Genomic DNA, 23,398 nt, shown 5'->3' on the forward strand with positions numbered 1-23,398 from the left:
GGCACGACCACGGGCCGACGCGGGGGCTCCGGGCACCACGAGTGCGCGGAGCCCCCGCGGTCGTCAGGAGCAGACCTTGCCGTCCTTCGGCACCGTGCCGTCCAGCAGATACGCGTTCACCGTGGAGTCGACGCAGTCGCTTCCACTGCCGTACGCGCCATGGCCCTCGCCCTTCCAGGTGAGCAGCACGCCCACGCCCAGCTCGTCCGCCATCTTCCGCGCGCCCTCGTACGGCGTCGCCGGGTCGCCGGTGTTGCCCACGACCAGGACCGGCGCCGCGCCCGGGGCGCTCACCTCCGGCGTGTCGAACTGGCCGGGGACCGGCCAGTCGTGGCACCAGCCTGCCGTGTCCCAGCCGAGGAAGGACCCGAACACGGGCGAGATCTCCGCGAACTCGGGCAGCAGCCTCTTCGTCTCCTCCAGGGTCGGCCGCTGCTTGTCGTCCAGGCACGATATGACCCGCTGTGAGTGGCCCGTCGTGCCGTAGTGCCCCGACTCGTCGCGTTCGTTGTAGCCGTCGGCCAGCGCCAGCAGCTCCGTGCCGTCGCCCTCCTCCGCTGCCTTCAGCGCGCTGGTCAGCACGGGCCAGCTGGTCTTGCTGTACAGCGGCAGGACGATGCCGGTCAGGGCCAGCGTCTGCGTCAGCTCGCGCCCGGACGACGACGTCGGCAGCGGCTCGGAGTCGATCCGCTCCAGCAGCTCCGCGATCTCCCGTGAACCCTGTCCGGGGTCCCGCCCGGTGGACTTCAGATAGTTGTCCAGGGCTGTCTGGAAGCCCCGGGTCTGGTTCTTGGCGTGGCCCACGGTGTCGGCGGTCGGGTCGACCACCGCGTCGAGCGTCATCCGGCCCACCTTCTTCGGGAACAGATGGGCGTAGACACCGCCGAGTTCGGTGCCGTAGGAGATGCCGAAGTAGTTCAGCCGGTCGTCGCCGAGGACCTGCCGGATGCGGTCCATGTCGCGAGCGGTGTCGGTGGTCGAGACATGGGCCATCAGCTTCCCGGCCGCGTCCGCACAGCCCTTGCCGAAGCCGACGGCGTCCTGGAGGAACGCCTGTTCCTCCGCCGGGGTGTCCGGGGTGCCGTCCACCGACGACTCGGCGGCCCGGATGTCCTCGTCGTCGCGGCAGCGGACGCCCTCGCTGGCCGCCACGCCGCGCGGGTCCCAGCTCACCAGGTCGTAGCGCTCGCGCAGCTTGGCGGCCGTGGCGTCGTAGGACGGCATCATGTCCACGCCCGAGCCGCCGGGGCCGCCGAAGTTGAACAGCAGTGAGCCGAGGCGGTCGTCGCCCGTGGCCTTGGCCCGGATCAGGGCGAGCCCGATCGTGGAGCCTTCCGGCTTCGACCAGTCCAGCGGCACCTGGAGCGTGGCGCACTGCCAGTCCTCGCCCGGCGCGGGGGCGTCTTCGGTCGCCTTGCAGCGCTCCCAGTCGAGCGCCGTCCCGCCGTTCTCACCGTTCTTGCCGTCGTCGCCGGAGTCGCCGTCCGGTGAACCGCCGCCGCAGCCGGCGGTCAGGAGCGCGGCGGCGACCGTCAGGGCCGTCCACCGTGTGAAACGGGTCATGCGTCAATTCCCCCCTCGCTGGCCGTCCGCACCGTGCCACGGATGGCGGTCAGGCCATGGTAGGCAGATCCGCCGCTCGCCGGGGCAGCCTGTGGATAACGCTCTGACCTGGGACTTCGTGAGGGTGTAGGTCTGGTTCACGAACAGACGGTTCCGGGTTTCGGTACCTTTCCGTCCAGGAGATAGCCGTGCACCGCGTCCTGCACGCACCTGTTACCGCTGTTGTAGGCCCCGTGCCCCTGTCCCTCGTACGTCAGCTCCACACCGGCGCCCTCGCCGAGGGCCTGCACCATCCTGCGCGCCCCCTCGTACGGTGTGGCCGGGTCGCCGGTGTTGCCGATCACCAGGATCGGGGCCGCGCCGGGGGCGTGGACGTCCGGATGCCCGGCGGCCCCGGGCACCGCCCAGTCGGTGCAGCCGACCATTCCCCATGCCAGATACTCCCCGAACAGCGCGGAGGCGGCCCGGAACTCCGGCAGGAGGCGCTCCACATCCCCGACGGTGTAGCGGGGTTCGTCGTCGGCGCAGTTGATGGCGATGTTGGCCGCGAGGAGGTTGCTGTACTCGCCGTTCTCGCCGCGGCCGTTCATCGAGTCGGACAGGGCCATCAGAATCGTTCCGTCACCGTCGTACGCCTGGTCGAGGCCCTCGGTGAGGAACTCCCAGAACTCCTCGGAGTACAGGGCCTGAAGGATCCCGCCGGCGGCCGCGGTCTGGGTCAGTTCCCGGGGGAAGATGCCGGGGACGGGCTTGCCGTCCAGGTCCCTCAGCAGCCGGGCGATACGGTCCTTCACGTCCTGCGCGCTGTCGCCCACGGGGCATTCCTCGGCCTGGGAGACGCAGTTCTCCGCGTAGTTGTCGAGTGCGAGCTGGAATCCCCGTGCCTGTCCGAGTGAGCCCTGTTCCGCGGTCTGCGTGGGGTCCACGACCGCGTCGAACACCGCGCGGCCCACCTTCTTGGGGAACAGATGGGCGTAGACGCCACCGAGTTCGGTGCCGTAGGAGATGCCGAAGTAGTGCAGCGTGCCGTCGCCGAGGACCTGGCGCATCAGGTCCAGGTCGCGGGCGACGTCCGTGGTGCGCACGTGGGGGAGCACCCGTTCGGAGTTCTTCTCGCAGGCCGCGTTGAACCTCTCGGTGCCGTCCACGAGTTCGGTTCGCTCGGCGGCGTCGTCGGGTGTGGCGTCCTGCTGGAGATACGCGTCGAGCTGCTCGTCGTCCAGGCAGGTCACGGGCTCGCTGCGGCCCACCCCGCGCGGATCGAAGCTCACCAGGTCGTAGCGGGTACGCAGGGTCGCGTAGTCCTGGCCGAACGCGGGCAGGGTGGTGACGCCGGAGCCGCCCGGGCCCCCGAAGTTGAAGATCAGGGAGCCGATGCGCCGGTCCGCGGGACCGCTTGACCGGGCCCGGATCAGCGCGAGGTCGATGGTGTCGCCGTCGGGGTCGTCCCAGTCCAGCGGGGCCTTCATACGGGCGCAGCTCCATTCGCCCCGGCCGCCCGGCAGCGGCGACGGGGCGGCGCCCCCGCCCTGTGCCTCGGACGGGGCCGGGCAGTCCTGCCAGTCGAGCTGCTGTTCCGTCAGGTCCTCGTCCCTGTCGTCGTCCTCACCGCAGCCCGTCAGCAGCGCGGGCAGCAGGACGGCGCAGACGGTCAGGGCGGCGGCACGCAGACGGAAGGGGCGGGACATGGTCCCATCCTGCGGTCGCTCGGAGCGGGCCGCGCGGGACACGGGCCGTACGAGGTAGGGCGACGCTCACAGGGCCGCTTTGCGTGTGAGGTGGTTGAAGGCCAGCCAGCCCGGCAGCACCGGCAGCCACAGCGTCAGCAGCCGGAAGAGCAGCACCGCCGGCGCGGCGACCTCCTTGGGGAGCCCGACCGCGATGAGACCGACCGTCAGGGTCGCCTCGACCGCGCCGACACCGCCCGGCGTCGGGGCCGCCGACCCCAGTGCGTTGCCCGCGAGGAAGACGACGGCGACGCTGGCGATGCTGACCGAGGTCGTCTCGTCGCCGAACGCCCGGATCGAGGCGTCCAGACACATCACGAAGCAGGCCGTCAGCAGCAGCATGCCGCCGATGCCGGTGACCAGCTTCTGCGGCCGTTGCAGTACATCGAGCATGCGCGGTACGACACCGGCGAAAAGCGACCGCACGCGCGTGACGACGAATTTCCGCAGGAACGGCACCGACGTCACGACGAGCACCAGCACCGCCACCGTCAGCAGGCCCCCGATCACCGTGCGGGACGGGGACAGGGACGGCGTCTTCTCGGTGCCGGTGAGATAGCCGAAGGACAGCAGCATCAGGATGTGGCAGCCGAGCCCGAAGAGCTGCGACGCGCCGACGCTCGCCACCGCGAGTCCCGGCCGCACCCCCGCGCGCTGCAGGAACCGGGTGTTCAGGGCGACACCGCCCACGGCCGCCGGGGCGACGATCTTCACGAAGGACGCGGCGACCTGCGCCGCCACGGTCCGCAGGAACGGCACCCGCTCCGGGACGAATCCGAGCAGGGCCATGGCCGCGGCGATGTAGCTGGCGGCCGCGAACAGTACCGCCGCGATCACCCAGCCCCATTCCGCGTTGGCGATCAGCGGGCCGAACTCGATGTGGGTGAGCTGCGTCAGCAGGAAGTACGCGCCGATCGCGCCGGCGATGAAACTGATCAGGGTCCGCGGCCGCACCCGCTCCAGGCGGGCCGGTTCGACCGGCGCCTGCGGCCTGATCCGCAGCACCTCGTGCCGGATCTGGGTGAGCAGATCCTCCTCGCGCGCCTCTTCCATGGCCTCGTCGATGGCCCGCTTCTCGGCCCGCTGCTCCGCGCGTGCGGCCTTCTTGTCGACCTTCTCGAGCGCGGTGTCGGCGGCGTCGTGGGCGCCGTGCTCCGCGCGGGCCGGCTTGGACTGCCGGTAGGCCTCCAGGACGGCCTCACGCTCGCGTTCCGCCCGCTCGCGGGCCAGCTGCCGCAGCGTCCCGCGCGTGGAACGGCTCAGCGCGATGGGCTGGAGCATCGGCAGACAGTCCGCCACCGTGTCGGGGCCGAGGACGCTCAGCGCGGAGGCCACCGCGCGTTCGGCGCCCACCCGCAGCCCCAGGGTCACCAGCAGCTGGGAGGTGTCCATGCGCAGCAGCAGATCGCCGGCCGCGATCTCGCCGCCGCGCAGATCGGTGAGGATCACCGTGCCGGAACGATCCACCAGGATGGCGTCGCCCACCAGCCTGCGGTGCGCGATCCGGCGGGACTGCAGGGCCCGTACCTGGCGCCAGGTGTCGCGCAGCAGATCGTCGGTGATCTCCTCGTCCGCCAGTGAGTCGAGGGTGCGCCCGCCCGTGTGCTCGTACACGAGCATGACCGCGTCGGGGCCGAGTTCGGAGGTCGCGATCAGCTTGGGCGCGTTGGCGCCGGCCGCGATGGCCGCGTACGCCAGCAGTGCCTCCTGCTCCAGCGCCTGGCGCAGCGACTGCAGGCTGCGCCGGGTGGCGAAGCCGCGCAGCGCCAGATTGCGCCACGCGCGGTAGAAGAACCCCTGCGCCTGCTGTTCCCGGTCGACCACCGTGACGTCCAGCGGCGGACCGTCCTCCAGGGTGACGAAATAGCGGCGCCCCCGGTCCCCGGCCTCGGCGGCGTCTCCCGACTCCACCCGGGAGGCGGTCACGGGCCGGAAGCCGACGGTGCGCAGGCCCGCCATCAGGGTGCGGCCGGTGGGGCGCACATTGGGCGACCCGACCGCGTAGAGGGTGCCGTAGGCGACGGTCCAGCCGATCAGGACCGTCAGGATGATCGAGAACGGAGTGGTGTACCCGGTGACGAGCATCGAGAAGGCGTCGAGGAGCAGCACCACCCACAGCACCGCGCGCCACCGGGGTCTGCGGGACATCCCGACGGCCGTCATGTACGCGATCACCGGCGCGAGATAGCCGTGCACCGGGTCCGTGAGGGCATGGATGTCGCCGGGGGAGGGCTGGGTGAGCGCCTCCTGGATCGAGCCGGGTGCGGCACGCGCGACCCACAGGTCGGTGGCGAGCGTCACACCGTGGGCGAGGACGGCGGCGAGCACGCCGTCGGCGATCCGCAGTCCGTCCCGTTTGATCAGCCGCTCGATGGCGAAGGCCACCGGCACCAGGAGGATCGCGATGCTGGAGGCCAGGCCCGCGATCTTGATGAGGAGGTCGGGCGCCTGCCCGGTGCCCTTGTTGATGTCCTGTTCCAGGCCCGAGGTGGTGCCGTGGGCGAACGCGGCGATCGCCAGCAGCACCACGACGGCGAGCACGCCCGCCAGGAGCCGCATGAGGTCGGACGGCCGGTGCACCCGCGCGGGGAGCAGCGGTTCGTCGCCTTCCACCTCGTCGATGTGCGCCGTCTCGGCCTCCGCGGTGTCCGGGCGCGACGAGGCGTCAGGGGTGCCCTCCGTGTCGTCGGGGTGCGCACCCTGCTGCTTCATCGTCTCTTCTCGATCTTGTATCACCGGTCACCGCCCGCACGATGGTGGCATGCCGTACCGCCAGAAGGGGGCATCAGGGTCCGAACACGGGCGGCACAGTCTGCCCGACGCGCCGCTCCGGGGCGAGCCGCGCGCACACGCGCGAGCGCGCCGCGTTGTCGGTGGGGTGCGGCAGGATGGGCCGGATGAGCCAGGAGAGCCTTCCGTCCGACGGGGGTCCGGAGCACCCGGACGCCCTGCCCGAGTACGCCGAGCGCGTACTCGAGGTGGCCGAGCTGATTCCGCCGGGACATGTCATGACGTACGGGGACATGGCCGAGTGGCTGGGGGAGGGCGGCCCCCGGCAGGTCGGGCGTGTGATGGCCCTTTACGGGGGCGCCGTCCCGTGGTGGCGTGTCGTCCGCGCGGACGGCGTGCTGCTGCCGGGACACGAGCTCAGGGCCCTCGGGCACTACCGCGCGGAGGGCACGCCGCTGAAGGAGGCGAGCCGGGCCGCGGAGGGCCATGTGCCGCGCGTCGACATGAGACGCGCGCGCTGGGACGGCGGCGGGCACACCGAGGGTCACACCTGACAGCCTCCGCCATGGCGCACTCCGCCGTGTGACCTGTGATCCCTCAGGGTGAGATGGGGCACATTCGCGGCATGACGTACGTTCGTGAGGCAAGGGACATGTGCGGCCCGAGTGACCGGAGGGAAGAAGCGGAAAGCCTGCTTCCGTACTTTTCACCGGCGTAGCGTCGGCCGCGCGTACCCCCTTCACCCCGCACCCACCGCCCCGCACGCGCGGCGAACGGCCCCACTGCACACCCACCAGGACCGGCGAACCACGTGAGCTCCTCTTCCTCCACCAGCGGCCTGCCGCACCCCCAGGTGCGGCGGGGGAACCGCGGCGCTCATCGACTGGTGCGTACCCCGCCGGCTCGCCGGAATCCCCCTCGTCTGGACGCCGCACAGCGCTCCGTGGTTGAGCACGAGACCGGTCCGCTGCTCGTTCTCGCAGGTCCGGGCACCGGGAAGACCACCACGCTGGTCGAGTCGGTGGCCGCGCGGATCGCCCGCGGCGGGAACCCCGAGCGGGTCCTGGTCCTGACGTTCAGCCGCAAGGCCGCCGTCGAACTGCGGGACCGCATGGCCCTGCGCATGGGTGCCGCCCGCGCCCCGCAGGCGACCACCTTCCACTCGTTCTGCTACGCCCTGATCCGCGCCCACCAGGACAACGACCTCTTCGTCGAGCCGCTGCGACTGCTGTCGGGCCCCGAGCAGGACGTCACCGTCCGCGAGCTGCTCGCCGGCCAGGTGGACCTGGAGCGGCTCGGCCTCGGCCATGTGCGCTGGCCGGACGAACTGCGCGCGTGCCTGACCACCCGCGGCTTCGCCGACGAGGTCCGCGCGGTGCTCGCCCGCAGCCGCGAACTGGGCCTCGGCCCCGAGGCCCTGGACGCCTTCGCCCGCCGCATCGGACGCCCCGACTGGCGCGCGGCCTCCGCCTTCCTCGCCGAGTACCTCGACGTACTCGATCTGCAGGGCGTCCTCGACTACGCCGAACTGGTCCACCGCGCGGTGCTCCTCGCCGGCCGGCCGGAGATCGCCGGACGGCTGGCCGCGCGGTACGACGCCGTCTACGTCGACGAGTACCAGGACACCGACCCCGCCCAGGTACGGCTGCTGCACGCCCTGGCCGGCGGACGCACCCTCGTCGCCTTCGGCGACCCCGACCAGTCGATCTACGCCTTCCGGGGCGCGGACGTGGGCGGCATCCTGGAGTTCCCCCACGCGTTCCCGCGCGCGGACGGCCGACCCGCCCCGGTCGAGGTGCTGCGCACCTCCCGGCGCTCCGGCGCCGCCCTGCTGGAGGCCACCCGGCGGGTGACCCGGCGCATGCCACTGCCCCGCCTGCCCGCCGAGAAGGTCCGCGCCCACCGGGAACTCACCCCGGACCGGGACGGCGGCCGCGTCGAGGCGTACACCTACCCGACGTCCGGCACGGAACTGGACAACATCGCCGACATCCTGCGCAGGGCACACCTGGAGGACGGCGTGCCCTGGAACGAGATGGCCGTCCTGGTCCGGGCCGGCGCCCGCACCCTGCCCACGGTCCGCCGCGCGCTGACCTCGGCGGGCGTCCCCGTGGACGTCAACGGCAACGACCTGCCCCTGCGCCACGAACCCGCGGTGGCCCCGCTGCTGACGGCCCTGCGCGCGGTGGCGACGGCGGAGGCGGGCGAACGGGGCGCCACCGGAGACGGTGCCGACGCGTGCTGGCTCGACACCGAGACCGCCCTCACCCTGCTCACCTCCCCCCTCGCCGGCATGGACACCGCAGACCTGCGCCGCCTCGGACGGGCCCTGCGCGAGGAGGAGCGGGCCGCCGGCAACCCGTTGCCGCCGCCCTCGGACGAACTCCTCGCGCGTGCGCTCGCCGAGCCGGAGCGGCTCGCCGTGCACGACACCGCCTACGCGCGGGGCGCCCAGCGGCTCGGCGACCTGCTGCGCCGGGCCCGCGAAGGGCTCTCGGGCGGCGGCACCGCCGAAGAGGCCCTGTGGGACCTGTGGAACGACACGGACTGGCCCCGGCGTCTGGAGCGCTCCGCCCGGCGCGGCGGCGCCGCCGGCCGCAACGCCGACCGGGACCTCGACGCCGTATGCGCCCTGTTCGCGACCGCCGCCCGTGCGGAGGAACGCACCGGCGGCCGGGGGGCCCTGAACTTCCTGGAGGAGATCGAGGCCCAGGACATCGCCGCCGACACCCTCACCCGGCGCGCCGCCCGTCCCGACGCCGTACGTCTGATGACCGCGCACCGCGCCAAGGGCCTGGAGTGGCGCCTGGTCGTCGTGGCCGGAGTCCAGGAGGGCCTGTGGCCGGACCTGCGCCGCCGCGGCTCCCTGCTGGAGGCCGACCGTATCGGCCGCGACGGACTCGCCGAACCCCTCACCCCCGGCGCGCTGCTCGCCGAGGAACGCCGCCTGTTCTACGTCGCGGCCACACGCGCGCGGGAACGCCTCGTGGTGACGGCCGTGAAGGCACCCGCCGACGACGGCGACCAGCCCTCCCGCTTCCTGGCCGAACTCGGCGTCGAGCCCCAGGACGTCACCGGCCGCCCCCGGCGCCCCCTGTCCGTCGCCGCGCTCGTCGCCGAACTGCGCGCCACGACGGTCGACCCCCGGGTCTCCGACACCCTGCGGGAGGCAGCCGCCCGGCGGCTGGCCCGGCTCGCCGCGCTCGCCGACGAGGACGGCCGCCCCCTGGTGCCGTCCGCGCACCCGTACCGCTGGTGGGGCATGTTCGAACCCACGGAGAGCAAGGTGCCGCTGCGCGACCGCGACCAGCCCGTCGTGCTCTCCGGAAGCGCCCTCGACCAGCTCGCCAACACCTGCGCCCTGCAGTGGTTCCTGGGCCGCGAGGTGAAGGCCGACGCGCCCGCGACCGCCGCCCAGGGCTTCGGCAACGTGGTGCACGTCCTCGCCGACGAGGTGGCCTCCGGGCACACCCCGGCAGACCTCGACGTCCTCATGGAGCGGCTCGACTCCGTGTGGAACGCGCTCGCCTTCGACGCGCCGTGGAAGTCGGAGCAGGAGAAGGAGAACGCGCGCGTGGCGCTCGAACGCTTCCTCGAGTGGCATGTCATGGACCGCGCCGGACGCACCCCGGTGGCCAGCGAGCACGACTTCGACGTCACCCTCGAAGCGGGTGACTACGAGGTCCGCATCCGCGGCCAGATGGACCGCGTGGAGACCGACGGCGACGGACGCGCGTACGTCGTCGACTTCAAGACCGGCAAACAGGCGCCCAGCGCCAAGGAGGTGGAACGCCACCCCCAGCTCGCCGTCTACCAGATCGCCGTCGCCGAGGGCGCGGTCGACGACGTCTTCGACGGCACACGCCCCGAACCGGGCGGCGCCGAACTGGTCCAGCTGCGCCAGGGCGCCGCCAAGCGGGACGGCGGCGAGACCCTGCCCAAGGTGCAGGCCCAGGAGCCGCCCGAGGGGGAGTGGGTCGGCGACCTGCTGGCCACGGCCGCCGGGAAGGTCCTCGACGAACGGTTCGGGCCGACCGCGGGCCAGCACTGCGCCCACTGCGCCTTCCGGGCCTCGTGCAGTGCCCGGCCCGAGGGCCGGCACGTCGTCGAATGACCGGCGTGACGCATCGCACCACCGGCGCCGACCTGCGGTTCTTCGCCCTCGGGGCACTGTGACGGCATCCGTTGTCAGTGCCCGCCGTTAGATTCTCCGTGTGCCCGCCCCTATCACCGATCCCGATCAGCTCAAGGAGCTCCTCGGGATCCCGTTCACCCCGGAGCAGACGGCCTGCATCATCGCGCCGCCCGCCCCGCAGGTGATCGTGGCCGGAGCCGGGTCCGGCAAGACCACGGTGATGGCGGCACGCGTGGTCTGGCTCGTCGGCACCGGTCAGGTCGCCCCCGAGCAGGTACTCGGCCTCACCTTCACCAACAAGGCCGCCGGGGAACTCGCCGAACGCGTCCGCAAGGCACTGATCAAGGCCGGCGTCACCGACCCCGATGCCATCGACCCGGACAACCCCCCGGGCGAGCCGGTGATCTCCACATACCACGCCTTCGCCGGCCGTCTCCTGACCGACCACGGGCTGCGCATCGGCCTCGAACCGACGTCCCGCCTCCTCGCCGACGCCACCCGCTACCAACTCGCCGCGCGGGTCCTCCGAGAGGCACCCGGCCTCTATCCGGCGCTCACCCGCTCCTTCCCCGACCTGGTCGGCGACCTCCTCACCCTCGACTCCGAGCTGTCCGAACACCTCGTACGGCCCGAGGACCTGCGCGCCCACGACGCCGAACTGCTGCACACCCTGGAACACACCAGACTCACCAACGCCGACCTGCGCAAGGTCCCCGACGCGGCCGCCGCCCGGCGCGAGCTCGCCGACCTCGTGCTGCGCTACCGGACCGCCAAACGCGAACGCGATCTGCTCGACTTCGGCGACCAGATCGCCCTGTCCGCCCGGCTCGCCGCCCTCCCCGAGGTGGGCCGCGTCCTGCGCGACGAGTTCCGTGTGGTCCTCCTCGACGAGTACCAGGACACCTCCGTCGCCCAGCGCGTCCTGCTGGCCGGACTGTTCGGCGGCGGCACCGGACACCCCGTGACCGCCGTCGGCGACCCCTGCCAGGCGATCTACGGCTGGCGCGGCGCCTCCGTCGCCAACCTCGACGACTTCCCCGAGCACTTCGCCCGCGCCGACGGCCGCCCCGCCACCCGGCAGTCCCTCAGCGAGAACCGGCGCAGCGGCGGCCGCCTCCTCGACCTCGCCAACGGCCTCGCCGGACCACTGCGCGCCATGCACGCGGGCGTGGAGGCCCTCCGCCCCGCCCCCGGCGCCGAACGCGACGGCACCGTGCGCTGCGCCCTGCTGCCCACCCACGCGGAAGAGATCGACTGGATCGCCGACTCCGTCGCCCACCTGGTGAACACCGGCAAGGCACCCGGCGAGATCGCCGTGCTGTGCCGCACGGCCGGCGACTTCGCCGAGATCCAGGGCGCCCTCGTCGCCCGGGACGTCCCCGTCGAGGTCGTCGGTCTGTCCGGGCTGCTGCACCTGCCCGAGATCGCCGACCTCGTCGCCGTCTGCGAGGTCCTCCAGGACCCCGGCGCCAACGCCTCACTCGTCCGCCTGCTGACCGGCCCGCGCTGGCGCATCGGCCCCCGCGACCTCGCCCTGCTGGGACGGCGCGCGCGGCTGCTCGTCTCCCACGCGCGCGTCGACGGCGACGACGACCCCGACCGGCGGCTCGCCGAGGCCGTCGAGGGCACCGACCCGGCCGAGGTGATCTCCCTCGCCGACGCCCTCGACACCTTCCTGGGAATCCCGCTCGACGGCCCCGGCGACGACGGACTGCCCTTCTCACCGGACGCGCGCGTGCGCTTCGCCCGCCTCGCCACCGAACTGCGCGACCTGCGCCTCTCCCTGTCCGCCCCCCTCATGGACGTCCTGCACCGCGTCCTCGCCGTCACCGGCCTGGAAGTCGAGCTCTCCGCCTCCCCCCACGCCCTCGCCGCCCGCCGCCGCGAAACCCTCTCCAACTTCCTCGACGTCGCCGCCTCCTTCGCCGCGGGCGACGGCGAGGCCACCCTCCTCGCCTTCCTCGGCTTCCTGCGCACCGCCGCCCAGTACGAGAAGGGCCTCGACAACGCACTGCCCGGCGGCGAGAACACCGTCAAGGTCCTCACCGCGCACAAGTCCAAGGGCCTCGAATGGGACGTCGTCGCCGTCCCCGGACTGGTCACCGGCACCTTCCCCAGCAGCCAGGGACGCGAGAAGTGGACCGCGCAGGGCAAGGTGCTGCCGCACGCGCTGCGCGGCGACGCCGACACCCTGCCCGACGTCGAATCCTGGGACTCCCGGGGCCTGAAGGCCTTCCACGAGGCCATGAAGGACCATCAGCACACCGAGGAACTCCGCCTCGGCTACGTCACCTTCACGCGCCCCCGCTCCCTGCTCCTCGGCTCCGGCCACTGGTGGGGCCCCAGCCAGAAGAAGCCGCGCGGCCCCTCCGATTTCCTCCACGCCCTCTACGAGCACTGCGCCGCCGGACACGGCGAGATCGAGGCGTGGGCGGACGAGCCCGCCGAGGGCGAGGAGAACCCCGCCCTGCACCGGGCCGGCGACGACCAGGTGTGGCCCCTGCCCCTCGACGCCGCCGCCCTCACCCGCCGCCGCGCGGCCGCCGACACCGTCCTCGCCCACCTCGACCGCCTCGCCGCCCACCCGGACGGCTCCGCCACGGCCGTACACGACCCCGACACCTACGAGGACCCGGACTGGCCGCCACCGCCCGACGACGAGGACCCCCTCCCCGGGGAGGACGACCCCTTCGCCGGCGCCGGCGCGGACGACTGGGACTCCTGGACCGCCGACCGCCCCGCCGTTCCGCACCAGGCGACCGCCCCGGAAACCATCACGCGGGCCCCCGCGGCGGAGGCGGAACCGGCCCACCCGCCGCGCCCCCGGCTCACCCCCGAGGAGGCCCGCACCGTCGCCTCCTGGGACCGCGACCTCGACGCCCTCACCGGAGAACTGCTGCGCACACGCGAGAGCGTCAGCGAGGTCCTGCTGCCCGCCTCCCTGACCGCCTCCCAGCTGCTGCGCCTGGCCGCCGACCCCGACGGCTTCGCCCAGGAACTGGCCCGCCCCATGCCCCGCCCGCCCCAGCCGGCCGCGCGCCGCGGCACCCGGTTCCACGCCTGGGTCGAAGCCCGCTTCGAGGCACTGACCCTCCCCATGCTCGACCCGGACGACCTGCCCGGCAGCGACGCCGAGATCGCCGACGAACGCGACCTGGAAGCCCTCAAGGAGGCCTTCGAACGCACCGAGTACGCCCACCGCACCCCCCACCGCGTGGAAGCGCCCTTCCAGCTGACGCTCGCCGGCCGTGTCGTCCGCGGCCGCATCGACGCCGTCTACAAGGAGGACGACGGGGACACGACGACGTACGAGATCGTCGACTGGAAGACCGGCCGGAGCCGCGACGCCGACCCGCTCCAGCTCGCCGTCTACCGGCTCGCCTGGGCCGAACAACAGGGCGTCCCCCCGCAGACCGTCAGGGCCGCGTTCCTGTACGTACGCACGGGCGAGGTCGTCCGGCACGATGACCTGCCCGGCCGCGCCGAGCTGGAACGGCTGCTCCTCGAAGAGCCGTCCGGTGAGATACCGCACTCCGAGGACACCCGCGCGGGCCGATAGGCTCAAGGACATGAGCCAGCCCGTTGACACTGCCGTCAGCGCCGTCCGTACGTACATCGCACAGCACCGCGTCGCCTTCCTCGACGACCTCACCGAGTGGCTGCGCATCCCGTCCGTCTCGGCCCAGCCCGACCACGCGCCCGACGTGCGCCGCAGCGCCGACTGGCTCGCCGCGAAACTCGAGGAGACCGGCTTCCCCACCGTCGAGGTCTGGCCCACCCCCGGCGCCCCGGCCGTCTACGCCGAGTGGCCCTCCGCCGACCACGGAGCACCCACCGTGCTGGTCTACGGCCACCACGACGTGCAGCCCGCCGCCCGCGAGGACGGCTGGGACAGCGAACCCTTCGCCCCCGTCGTCCGCGACGGCCGCCTCTACGCTCGCGGCGCCGCCGACGACAAGGGCCAGGTGTTCTTCCACACCCTCGGCGTCCGCGCCCACCTCGCCGCCACCGGCCGTACCAGCCCGGCCGTCCATCTGAAACTGCTGATCGAGGGCGAGGAGGAATCCGGCTCCCCGCACTTCCGCGCCCTCGTCGAACAGCACGCGGACCGGCTCACGGCCGACGCCGTGATCGTCTCCGACACCGGCATGTGGTCCGAGGACACCCCCACCGTGTGCACCGGAATGCGCGGCCTCGCCGAGTGCGAGATCCGGCTGTACGGCCCCGACCAGGACATCCACTCCGGCTCCTTCGGCGGCGCGGTGCCCAACCCGGCCACCGCCGTCGCCCGCCTTGTCGCCGCCCTGCACGACGAGCACGCGCGCGTGGCCATCCCCGGCTTCTACGACGGTGTCGTCGAGCTCACCGGCCGCGAACGCGAACTCTTCGCCGAGCTGCCCTTCGACGAGGAGCGGTGGCTGCGCACCGCCAAGTCCCACGGCACGCGGGGCGAAGCCGGCTACAGCACCCTGGAGCGCGTCTGGGCCCGCCCCACCGCCGAGGTCAACGGCATCGGCGGCGGCTACCAGGGCCCCGGAAGCAAGACGATCATCCCGTCCTCCGCCATGGTGAAGCTGTCCTTCCGCCTGGTCGCCGGCCAGGACCCCGAACACGTACGCAAGGCCGTGGGCGACTGGGTGCCCGCCCAGCTCCCCGACGGCATCCGCCACGAGATCACCTTCAGCCCGGCCACCCGCCCCTGCCTGACCCCACTGGACCACCCCGCCCTGCGGTCCGTGGTCCGCGCGATGGGCCGCGCCTTCGGCACCCCCGTCCGCTTCACCCGTGAGGGCGGCTCCGGGCCGGCCGCCGACCTCCGGGACGTCCTCGGCGCACCGGTCCTGTTCCTCGGCATCTCCGTCCCGTCCGACGGCTGGCACGCCCCGAACGAGAAGGTCGACCTGGACCTGCTCCTCAAAGGCGTCGAGACCAGCGCGTACCTGTGGGGCGACCTCGCCGAGCACTGGCGGCACGCCCCCTGACCTCCCACGCCGTCCGAACCGGAGCCCCGCGCGCGGCACACTGGAAGAGCCCCGCCGCCGAGCGGGCCCCGGTGCCCCCGCCGTCCCTACCGCCGAACCAATCCCATCCACCGGGGGAGTTGGAAGCACCCGTGACCACCTGGACCGACCACACCGCCGACCGACCCATCTCGCTCACCCTCCCGAGCGGCATCGACCGCGCCGCCCACCACCGGCTCGACGAGGCATGGCTCGCGGCGGCGTGGAGCCACCCCTCGACGCGCTGCTTCGTGGTCTCCGGCGGCCAGGTCCTCATCGACGAGACCGCGGACGGGCGTACCGAACTCGTCATGACGCCGTCCTTCGAGGCCCCGCTCACCGAGGCCCACCGCTACTTCCTGGGCAACGACGAGGACGGCGTCAGCTACTTCGCCCTGCAGAAGGACTCCCTGCCCGGCCGCATGGACGACTCCGCCCGCCCGGCGGGCCTGCGCGAGGCCGGACTGCTCCTGTCGCCGCGTGAGGCCGGCCTGATGGTGCACGCGGTCGCCCTGGAGAACTGGCAGCGGCTGCACCGTTTCTGCTCCCGCTGCGGGGAGCGCACCGTCATCGCCGCCGCCGGCCACATCCGCCGCTGCCCCGCCTGCGGTGCCGAGCACTACCCGCGCACCGACCCCGCGGTGATCATGGCCGTCGTCGACGACCAGGACCGCATCCTGCTCGGCCGCCAGATGCACTGGCCCGAGGGCCGCTTCTCCACGCTCGCCGGATTCGTCGAGCCGGGCGAGTCCATCGAGCAGTCGGTGCGCCGCGAGGTCCACGAGGAGGTCGGCATCGGCATCGGCGAGGTCGAGTACATCGCCAGCCAGCCCTGGCCCTTCCCCTCCAGCCTCATGCTGGGCTTCACCGCCCGCGCCACCTCGACCGAGATCAACGTCGACGGCGACGAGATCCACGAGGCCCGCTGGTTCTCCCGCGACGCACTCGGAGCCGCCTTCGACTCCGGCGAGGTCCTGCCGCCGTACGGCATCTCCATCGCGGCCCGTCTGATCGAACGCTGGTACGGCAAGGAACTGCCGACCCGCAGCGCCTTCTGAACCCGGGCACGACAAAGCGGGGCGGCTCCCTCCCGATGAGGGGCCACCCCGCTCCGTGCGAACCGCTCAGACGCCGACCTTCTGCTTCACCTGCGCCAGTGACGGGTTGGTGAGCGTCGAACCGTCGGGGAAGAGGACCGTGGGCACCGTCTGGTTTCCGCCGTTCGCCTTCTCCACGAAGGCCGCGGACTCCGGGTCCTGCTCGATGTTGATCTCGGTGTACGCGATGCCCTCACGATCCATCTGGCTCTTCAGCCGACGGCAGTAACCGCACCACGTGGTGCTGTACATCGTCACAGTGCCCTGCATGCCTTTCGCGCTCCTTCGGCGGTTCGGGGAAGTCCTCGGTGCTCGGAGAACGTACTTGAAAGCGCAGACATTCCCGCCGGGCGCCCCACGGCTCCCGCCTGATGGCCGCGGCGTCGGCCCGCGTGATGCCCGCCGCATCAGTACGACCGCGACGGCCTCCCTGTGGACAACCGGCTCACCCGTCTCCGACGACCTGGCAGCATGGCTGTGTGACAGCAGCAACGCACTCCACCCTCTTCCCACAGGTACCGGACTCGGCCGACGCGGTGCTCGACGGGCTCGACCCCGAGCAGCGCGCCGTGGCCACCGCCCTGCAGGGCCCGGTGTGCGTGCTGGCCGGCGCCGGTACGGGCAAGACCCGGGCGATCACCCACCGGATCGCCTACGGCGTGCGCGCCGGGATCCTCCAGCCGTCCAGCGTCCTCGCCGTCACCTTCACCAACCGCGCCGCCGGGGAGATGCGCGGACGGCTGCGGCAGCTCGGCGCCGTGGGGGTCCAGGCCCGCACCTTCCACTCGGCGGCGCTGCGCCAACTCCAGTACTTCTGGCCGAAGGCGATCGGCGGTTCCCTGCCCCGGCTCGTCGACCGGAAGATACAGCTGGTCGCCGACGCGGCCGCGGCCTGCCGCATCCGGCTCGACCGGGGAGAGCTGCGGGACGTCACCGCGGAGATCGAATGGTCCAAGGTCACCCAGACCGTCCCGGGCGACTACGCGGCAGCCGCAGCCAAGGCCGGCCGGGACGTTCCCCGCGACCCCGCCGAGATCGCCCAGCTGTACTCCGCCTACGAGGAGCTCAAGCGGGAGCGCGTCGTCATCGACTTCGAGGACGTGCTGCTGCTGACCGTCGCCGTCCTGCAGGACCGCCGCGACATCGCCGAACAGGTCCGCGCCCAGTACCAGCACTTCGTCGTCGACGAGTACCAGGACGTCAGCCCGCTGCAGCAGCGCCTGCTGGAGCTGTGGCTCGGCGACCGGGAGAACCTGTGCGTGGTCGGCGACGCCAGCCAGACGATCTACTCGTTCACGGGCGCAACCCCCGACCATCTGCTCGACTTCCGCACGCGCCATCCCGGGGCCACCGTCGTCAAGCTGGTCCGCGACTACCGCTCCACCCCGCAGGTCGTCCACCTGGCGAACGGCCTGCTCGCCCAGGCCCGCGGCCGCGCCGCCGACCACCGGCTGGAACTCGTCTCGCAGCGTGCCGCGGGGACCGATCCGGTCTTCACCGAGTACACCGACGAGCCCGCCGAGGCGGAGGGTGCCGCCCGCCGTATCCGTGAGCTGATCGACGCGGGGGTCCCGGCGAGCGAGATCGCCGTCCTGTTCCGGACGAACGCCCAGTCCGAGACCTATGAGCAGGCCCTGGCCGATGCCGGGGTGCCCTACCAGCTGCGCGGCGCCGAGCGGTTCTTCGACCGTCCCGAGGTGCGCAAGGCCGGTATCGCCCTGCGCGGCGCGGCCCGCTTCGGTGGCAACGACGCGCTCCTCGACGATGCCCCCGACCTGCCCTCCCAGGTGCGTGCCGTGCTCTCCGGCGAGGGCTGGACGCCGCAGCCGCCGGCCGGTTCGGGAGCGGTCCGCGAGCGCTGGGAGTCACTGGCCGCGCTGGTGCACCTCGCCCAGGACTTCGCCGCCGCGCGACCGGGCGTGACACTCGCCGACCTCGTCGCCGAACTCGACGAGCGGGCCGGAGCCCAGCACGCCCCGACGGTGCAGGGCGTCACCCTCGCCTCGCTGCACTCGGCCAAGGGACTGGAGTGGGACGTCGTCTTCCTGGTCGGCGTCGCCGAGGGCATGATGCCGATCACCTACGCAAAGACCGACGAGCAGATAGAGGAGGAGCGCCGCCTCCTCTATGTCGGGGTCACCCGAGCTCGTGAGCGTCTCCATCTCTCCTGGGCGCTCTCCCGCTCACCCGGCAGCCGGCCGAACCGCAGGCCCAGCCGCTTCCTCGACGGACTGCGCCCCGGCTCCAGCGGTGCCGCGGGCCGTGGCGGCACGGCCGGCGCGGGAGGTGTGGAGCGCGGCTCGGCCGCGACGGCGTCCGCCCCGGTGGCCCCGGGCCCGCGGCGCAGACAGCGCAGTCCCGCCCGCTGCCGGGTGTGCGGCCGCACGCTGACCGACGCGGGCGAGATGAAGCTGATGCGCTGCGAGGACTGCCCCACCGACATGGACGAGGGTCTCTACGAGCGGCTCCGGGACTGGCGCGCCGGACAGGCGGAGCGCAGCGGGCAGCCGGCCTTCTGCGTCTTCACCGACAAGACGCTGATGGCCATCGCGGAGACGGTCCCCGACGAGGAGCACGCGCTGGCCAGGATCCCGGGGGTGGGGATGCGCAAGCTGGGCCGCTACGGGGCCGATGTTCTGGCCATCTGCGCAGGTCGCGACCTCGACGAGGACCGAGGCCTGAACTGATCCGAACTCGTCGGAAAAATAGTTTGCGCATGCCCCGGCAATCCCCATAGGTTCTTAGGCACGGGGACAGCGGCCTTCTCCGAGGCCCTGATTCCGTGTTGTACTTGCATATCCGCGGACCGGTTCACACCGGTCCCCTAGACGCCGAGAGGAGGCGAGTCCAGTGATCAGCATCAACAGCAGCTCCGTCGTCAAACTGACCGATCGCTCGGCCGTCTCCCTGTGCATGCTCGGCGCCTCGAACCAGGGCACCGGTCTGTCCGGCATCCGTGCCGCACACCTGGTGTCCTCCCTCGCTCCCGCGGCTCCTGCCGTCCGTGAGCGCGATGAGCGACCGACCAAGGCACTGGAAGCGGTAGTGGCACAGGCGAAGACCTATGCCTTTGCGGCAGCCGGTGCCGGATTCCGGAAGCAGACGACGCAGCACCACCTGATGTGGGCCTTCCGTGGGCCAGAACCCTGGAGTGATCCAGCCTGATTCGATCAGGCCGGCGCCTTCAGGGCCGCGGAACCCCACCCGGGATCCGCGGCCCTTCTGTTTTCCCCGAACGGGGAGAGCGAAGCGCCTCGGGACAAGAAAAGAACCCGGTACCAGCCGCCACCGGCCAACAGCCGGAACGACCAGACGAGGAAGACGAACCGTGCAACTCGAAGCGCACGTCCCGTCCGTACCGCCTTCCGACACGATCCCCAAGCCCTGCTCCACGGAGGACCCGACCTTGACTCCGCTCACGGCGCTCACCGCGCTCGACGACGCCATCGAGAACCTCGGCGTACCCGTCCCGTGCCGTTCCTACGACCCGGAGGTCTTCTTCGCCGAGTCGCCGGCGGACGTCGAGTACGCCAAGTCCCTCTGCCGCACCTGCCCGCTGATCGAGGCCTGCCTCGCCGGTGCCAAGGAGCGGCGTGAGCCCTGGGGCGTCTGGGGTGGGGAGCTGTTCGTCCAGGGCGTCGTCGTCGCCCGGAAGCGGCCGCGTGGCCGCCCGCGCAAGAACCCGGTCGCGGCATGAACACCCCCGGAACGATCGACCGACCCTTCACGCACGACCCCCAGAAGCAGGCCCCGATGATGCCGTCCGCCCACGAGCCCGCAGGCTCCGCGACCGAAGACTTCACCACCAGTGGTGCGAACGACTCGCGCCAGAACAGGACCCGAGAGATGCAACTCATTCCAGAAGCCCTGGCCCGTGCGCATATGCACGAGCGACTGCGGGAGGCGCAGCGGGAGCGCCAGGCCACCAGCCTGGTGACCGCTCGCCGGATGCAGCGCCGGGCGGAGCGCGCCTCCCGGCGCGCCCGCCGCGCGCTCGCCATGGCGGTCATGCAGTAACCGAGCCGAAGCGACGGCCTCCCCATCCGGAGGCCCCGCCCTGCTCGCGGGGGCCGGTCCGTTCACACGGGCCGGCCCCCGCGGTGCGTGGCGCGGGCGGGCCGCCGGGGACGGCGTTATCGTCGCCGGGTGACGAGTCATCACGGTGACAGCGGCGACGACGGCACCATGGCCGAGCCGGAGCCGCTGGTGTGCGCACGCTGCGGCACCCGCGCCGAAGGACCACAGCCGACCTGGACCTTCTCCGTGGAGAACGGCGCCGCCCGGCACTACTGCGAGCCGTGCTCGCGCGACAACCTGCGGGCGATCGAGGGCCGCCTGGACGCACAGTGGTGGTAGCGGCGACGGCCGGTACGCGGGGTGACCGCCGGGCGTGTCACGCCTGCGCGGCCGACTCCTCCTCCACCGGTTCCTCCGGGACGAAGCCCGGCAGCCACTCCTCCAGTTCGGCCCGCAGCCGCACGGTCGCACCCAGCTGACAGAGCACGCCGATCGTGCTCAGGGTCACCCGGTGGATCAGCAGATAGGCCGGGGGGAGGTTGAGCTGCTTGGCCAACTGGGAGGCGGGGGAGCGCGGGTCGGCTATCCGGGTCGCCTGACTCCGCATCCAGCTCCGGGTGAAGGTGAACTCGCCGGCCGCGGCCGGCTCGATGATCGGCAGCAGATAGTCGAGGACGGAGTCGGGGTCCAGCTCGATCGACTCCTTGACGAAGCCCTCGGCGCAGAGCATCTCGTAGACGGCCTCGGCCTCGCCGTCCAGGGTCATCCGCAGGGCCTCGCCGATCGGTTCGGGCAGTCCGCCGGGGAGCCGGTCGACCGTGCCGAAGTCCAGTACACCCAGCCGCCAGTCGTCCTCGCCCTCCGGACCGCCCGGCAGCAGACGGAAGTTGCCGGGGTGCGGGTCGGCGTGCAGCAGACCGGTGCGGGCGGGGCCGGAGAACAGGAAGCGGGCCAGGAGCTGGCCGGCCCGGTCGCGCTGCGCCTCGGTGCCGTCCGAGATGATCTCCGACAGTGGTATGCCGTCCATCCATTCGGTGACCAGCACCTGCTCGCACTGGTGGACCACGCCCGGCACGACCACGTCGGGGTCCTCGGTGAACTCCTCGGCGTGGGCCCGCTGGGCCTGGGCCTCGAGACCGTAGTCCAGTTCCTCGGAGACCCGGTCCTTGAGCTCCGCGATCAGCGGTTTGACGTCCATGCCCGGAATGAGCGGACCCAGCAGACGGGCGAAGCGGCTCAGCTGGTTCAGGTCGGACAGCAGGGCCTCGCCCGCGCCCGGATACTGCACCTTGACCGCCACCTCGCGGCCGTCGTGCCACACACCCCGGTGCACCTGGCCGATCGAGGCCGCGGCGGACGGTTTGTCCTCGAACTCCAGGAACAGCTCCTGCCAGTCCTCGCCCAGCCGCTCCCGGAGCACCCCGTGCACCGTACGGGTCGGCATCGGCGGGGCCGCCTCCTGGAGCTTGGTCAGCGCCGCGCGGTAGGGGCCGGCGATCTCCTCCGGCAGGGCCGACTCGAACACGGACAGGGCCTGGCCGAACTTCATCGCGCCGCCCTTGAGCTCGCCGAGCACCTTGAAGAGCTGCTCGGCGGTCCGCTGCTGGAGCTCGCGGCCGACCAGCTCCGCGGACTCGCCCACGATCCGCTTGCCGAGTCCCCAGGTCGCCCGCCCGGCGAAGCCGAGCGGGAGCGCGGCCAGCTTGGCGGTCCGGGTGACCGCCTTCCGGGGAAGATCAGACATGCGCCCTCCAAGTCCCTGCCGGCCGCTTCGCGTCCGCCTTGCGGCGCCACTCGTCCGACGGCCCGTGCACGGCCATTGTCTCGTGCGACGGCTCGTCTCCGGGGGTGTGTTCTCCCTTACGTTTTTCCGGATCTCCCAGGGCGGCCCCGCACGGACACTCCGCATGCGGCCGGACCGGCCGCGTCCGCCACTCCAGCCCGGGGACGGCTGCCTCCCAGCGTGCGCCGGCGCTGGACGGAAGCCGGCCGTCGAGGAACATGAGCGCGTGGGCGGCCGCCAGCCCGGCCACCGTCGTGGCCAGCGTCAGATCGCAGGCACCCACCCGGCGCTGCCGGCCGGAGCGCCACTGCGCGACCAGCCGTGGCCAGGCCGGGTCCCGGTCGGTGCGGTCCTGCTGGAGGCAGCCCGCGCAGCCCGTCTCCCCGGGCAGGACCAGCGGGCCCACCACACCGGTCCCCTCCACGACACCGGCGTAGAGATGAGGAGTGCCCGAGGACAGCAGGGTCCGAGCGGACGCCGGGTCGGGCGCGTGCACGGCGACGTCGTCCCGCGGGGCGAGCACCACCAGGGAGAAGCCGGGGTCGCCCTCGTCCAGCGCGGACCGGTCGGTGCGGTGAGGCGGCCGGTCCGGGGCGGCGCGGCGCGCGGCCCGGCGTGCCGCCTCGTCCCTGCGGTCGCCGACGGACTCGGCGGGCAGCCCGCCCGGCGCCACGTCCCACGGCTCGACGCGCCCGACGTCCCGCACGTCGACCTCGCCCACCCCGGCTCCCGACAGCAGCGCCGCGAGCGCGGCGCCCACCCGTCCCGCACCCCTCACCTGCACACGCATACTGCGGCGCGCCGCCAGCCGGCGGAGCGGATCGCCGGGTTCGGAGGTGGTCAGGGAGAGCGACGCCAGGTCCGGACGGAGCCGGTCGAGCACCTCGGTTCTCTCGCGCAGCGCTTCTGCGGCCGGCCCGCCGCCGCGGGAGTCGTCGAGCAGCCCGGCCCGCGACAGCCGGCGCACCAGCCGGTCGACGTGCCCCTCGGACAGATCCATGCGCCGGGCCTCCTCCCGCAGGAGCTCCCGGCCGCGCGTGCCGTTGAGCAGGTCGAGGAAACTGCCCGTGGCCGTGTCCATCGGACCCAGCGTCAACGCGTGCGCCGGTGTCATCCCGAACTGCACGGTGTTGAGATCACGCCAGCCGCGCCGCAGCGCGGGCTTGACCATCGGATGCATGACAGAACCCCCGTATGTCCTGGAACGTCCCCGTCGAGCGGGCGAGTCCGTCGCGGCTCACCCGACGCATGCCAGCATGCCGGGACCCGCCGAGGTCTGCCGAAAGTTGTCCACAGGGGGCGGGACTCATCGTACAAATCCGGCGCCCGGAGGTGGTATCGCCGGA

16 protein-coding genes are annotated in these 23,398 nt (G+C 72.6%); 10 read left to right on the plus strand and 6 right to left on the minus strand.

What is annotated here, in order from left to right:
* Positions 1 to 63: 63 nt before the first annotated feature.
* From ACGFR9_RS06805 to ACGFR9_RS06815, 3 genes are all read right to left on the minus strand, one after another.
* The gene (locus tag ACGFR9_RS06805) at positions 64 to 1,563 is read right to left on the minus strand and encodes an alpha/beta hydrolase (RefSeq protein ID WP_393203615.1); all 1,500 of its coding nucleotides are present in this window, start codon (positions 1,561 to 1,563) and stop codon (positions 64 to 66) included.
* Positions 1,564 to 1,700: 137 nt separating this feature from the next.
* Entirely contained in the window at positions 1,701 to 3,251 is a 1,551-nt protein-coding gene (locus ACGFR9_RS06810; protein WP_393203617.1) for an alpha/beta hydrolase, read from the minus strand.
* A gap of 66 nt (positions 3,252 to 3,317) precedes the next feature.
* Positions 3,318 to 6,002 (minus strand): lysylphosphatidylglycerol synthase domain-containing protein, encoded by a 2,685-nt coding sequence (locus ACGFR9_RS06815; RefSeq protein WP_393203619.1) that lies wholly within the window; start codon positions 6,000 to 6,002, stop codon positions 3,318 to 3,320.
* 185 nt (positions 6,003 to 6,187) lie between these two features.
* Here ACGFR9_RS06815 and ACGFR9_RS06820 point away from each other — a divergent pair, with 185 nt between their 5' ends.
* The 5 genes from ACGFR9_RS06820 to nudC all read left to right on the plus strand — a co-directional run bounded on the left by ACGFR9_RS06820 (position 6,188) and on the right by nudC (position 16,213).
* Positions 6,188 to 6,574 (plus strand): MGMT family protein, encoded by a 387-nt coding sequence (locus tag ACGFR9_RS06820; RefSeq protein WP_393203621.1) that lies wholly within the window; start codon positions 6,188 to 6,190, stop codon positions 6,572 to 6,574.
* A gap of 257 nt (positions 6,575 to 6,831) precedes the next feature.
* Positions 6,832 to 10,134 (plus strand): ATP-dependent helicase, encoded by a 3,303-nt coding sequence (locus ACGFR9_RS06825; RefSeq protein ID WP_393203623.1) that lies wholly within the window; start codon positions 6,832 to 6,834, stop codon positions 10,132 to 10,134.
* A 100-nt stretch (positions 10,135 to 10,234) separates the two neighbouring features.
* On the plus strand, positions 10,235 to 13,714 hold the full coding sequence (locus tag ACGFR9_RS06830; RefSeq protein WP_393203625.1) for an ATP-dependent helicase: 3,480 nt from the start codon (positions 10,235 to 10,237) through the stop codon (positions 13,712 to 13,714).
* Between the two features lie 10 nt (positions 13,715 to 13,724).
* A complete protein-coding gene (locus tag ACGFR9_RS06835) occupies positions 13,725 to 15,137 on the plus strand; it encodes a dipeptidase (protein WP_393203627.1) in 1,413 nt (470 codons plus the stop codon).
* Positions 15,138 to 15,268: 131 nt separating this feature from the next.
* Positions 15,269 to 16,213: an NAD(+) diphosphatase gene (gene nudC / locus ACGFR9_RS06840; RefSeq protein WP_393203629.1), complete on the plus strand. Its 945-nt coding sequence runs from the start codon at positions 15,269 to 15,271 to the stop codon at positions 16,211 to 16,213.
* Between the two features lie 66 nt (positions 16,214 to 16,279).
* On the opposite strand, the gene ACGFR9_RS06845 is transcribed toward nudC, so the two are convergent.
* On the minus strand, positions 16,280 to 16,522 hold the full coding sequence (locus tag ACGFR9_RS06845; RefSeq protein ID WP_005312266.1) for a mycoredoxin: 243 nt from the start codon (positions 16,520 to 16,522) through the stop codon (positions 16,280 to 16,282).
* 101 nt (positions 16,523 to 16,623) lie between these two features.
* Here ACGFR9_RS06845 and ACGFR9_RS06850 point away from each other — a divergent pair, with 101 nt between their 5' ends.
* The 5 genes from ACGFR9_RS06850 (at position 16,624) to ACGFR9_RS06870 (ending at position 20,608) form a co-directional block, all read left to right on the plus strand.
* Positions 16,624 to 18,939 carry an ATP-dependent DNA helicase UvrD2 gene (locus ACGFR9_RS06850; RefSeq protein WP_393203631.1) on the plus strand — a complete coding sequence of 772 codons (2,316 nt, stop codon included), beginning with the start codon at positions 16,624 to 16,626 and terminating at the stop codon, positions 18,937 to 18,939.
* A 163-nt stretch (positions 18,940 to 19,102) separates the two neighbouring features.
* Entirely contained in the window at positions 19,103 to 19,417 is a 315-nt protein-coding gene (locus ACGFR9_RS06855; RefSeq protein WP_393203633.1) for a hypothetical protein, read from the plus strand.
* A 163-nt stretch (positions 19,418 to 19,580) separates the two neighbouring features.
* Positions 19,581 to 19,949, plus strand: a complete 369-nt coding sequence (locus ACGFR9_RS06860) for a WhiB family transcriptional regulator (RefSeq protein WP_393203635.1) — start codon at positions 19,581 to 19,583, stop codon at positions 19,947 to 19,949.
* A complete protein-coding gene (locus ACGFR9_RS06865) occupies positions 19,946 to 20,269 on the plus strand; it encodes a hypothetical protein (protein WP_393203637.1) in 324 nt (107 codons plus the stop codon). Before ACGFR9_RS06860 ends, ACGFR9_RS06865 begins: the two co-directional genes overlap by 4 nt.
* 129 nt (positions 20,270 to 20,398) lie before the next feature.
* A complete protein-coding gene (locus tag ACGFR9_RS06870; protein ID WP_393203639.1) occupies positions 20,399 to 20,608 on the plus strand; it encodes a hypothetical protein in 210 nt (69 codons plus the stop codon).
* Positions 20,609 to 20,645: 37 nt separating this feature from the next.
* On the opposite strand, the gene ACGFR9_RS06875 is transcribed toward ACGFR9_RS06870, so the two are convergent.
* Both ACGFR9_RS06875 and ACGFR9_RS06880 read right to left on the minus strand, forming a co-directional pair.
* Positions 20,646 to 22,013 carry an ABC1 kinase family protein gene (locus ACGFR9_RS06875; protein WP_393203641.1) on the minus strand — a complete coding sequence of 456 codons (1,368 nt, stop codon included), beginning with the start codon at positions 22,011 to 22,013 and terminating at the stop codon, positions 20,646 to 20,648.
* Positions 22,006 to 23,232 (minus strand): TOMM precursor leader peptide-binding protein, encoded by a 1,227-nt coding sequence (locus tag ACGFR9_RS06880; protein WP_393203642.1) that lies wholly within the window; start codon positions 23,230 to 23,232, stop codon positions 22,006 to 22,008. Before ACGFR9_RS06880 ends, ACGFR9_RS06875 begins: the two co-directional genes overlap by 8 nt.
* Positions 23,233 to 23,398 lie beyond the last annotated feature (166 nt).

Source organism: Streptomyces sp. NPDC048584 (genome assembly GCF_043199595.1).
Lineage (GTDB): Bacteria > Actinomycetota > Actinomycetes > Streptomycetales > Streptomycetaceae > Streptomyces > Streptomyces edwardsiae.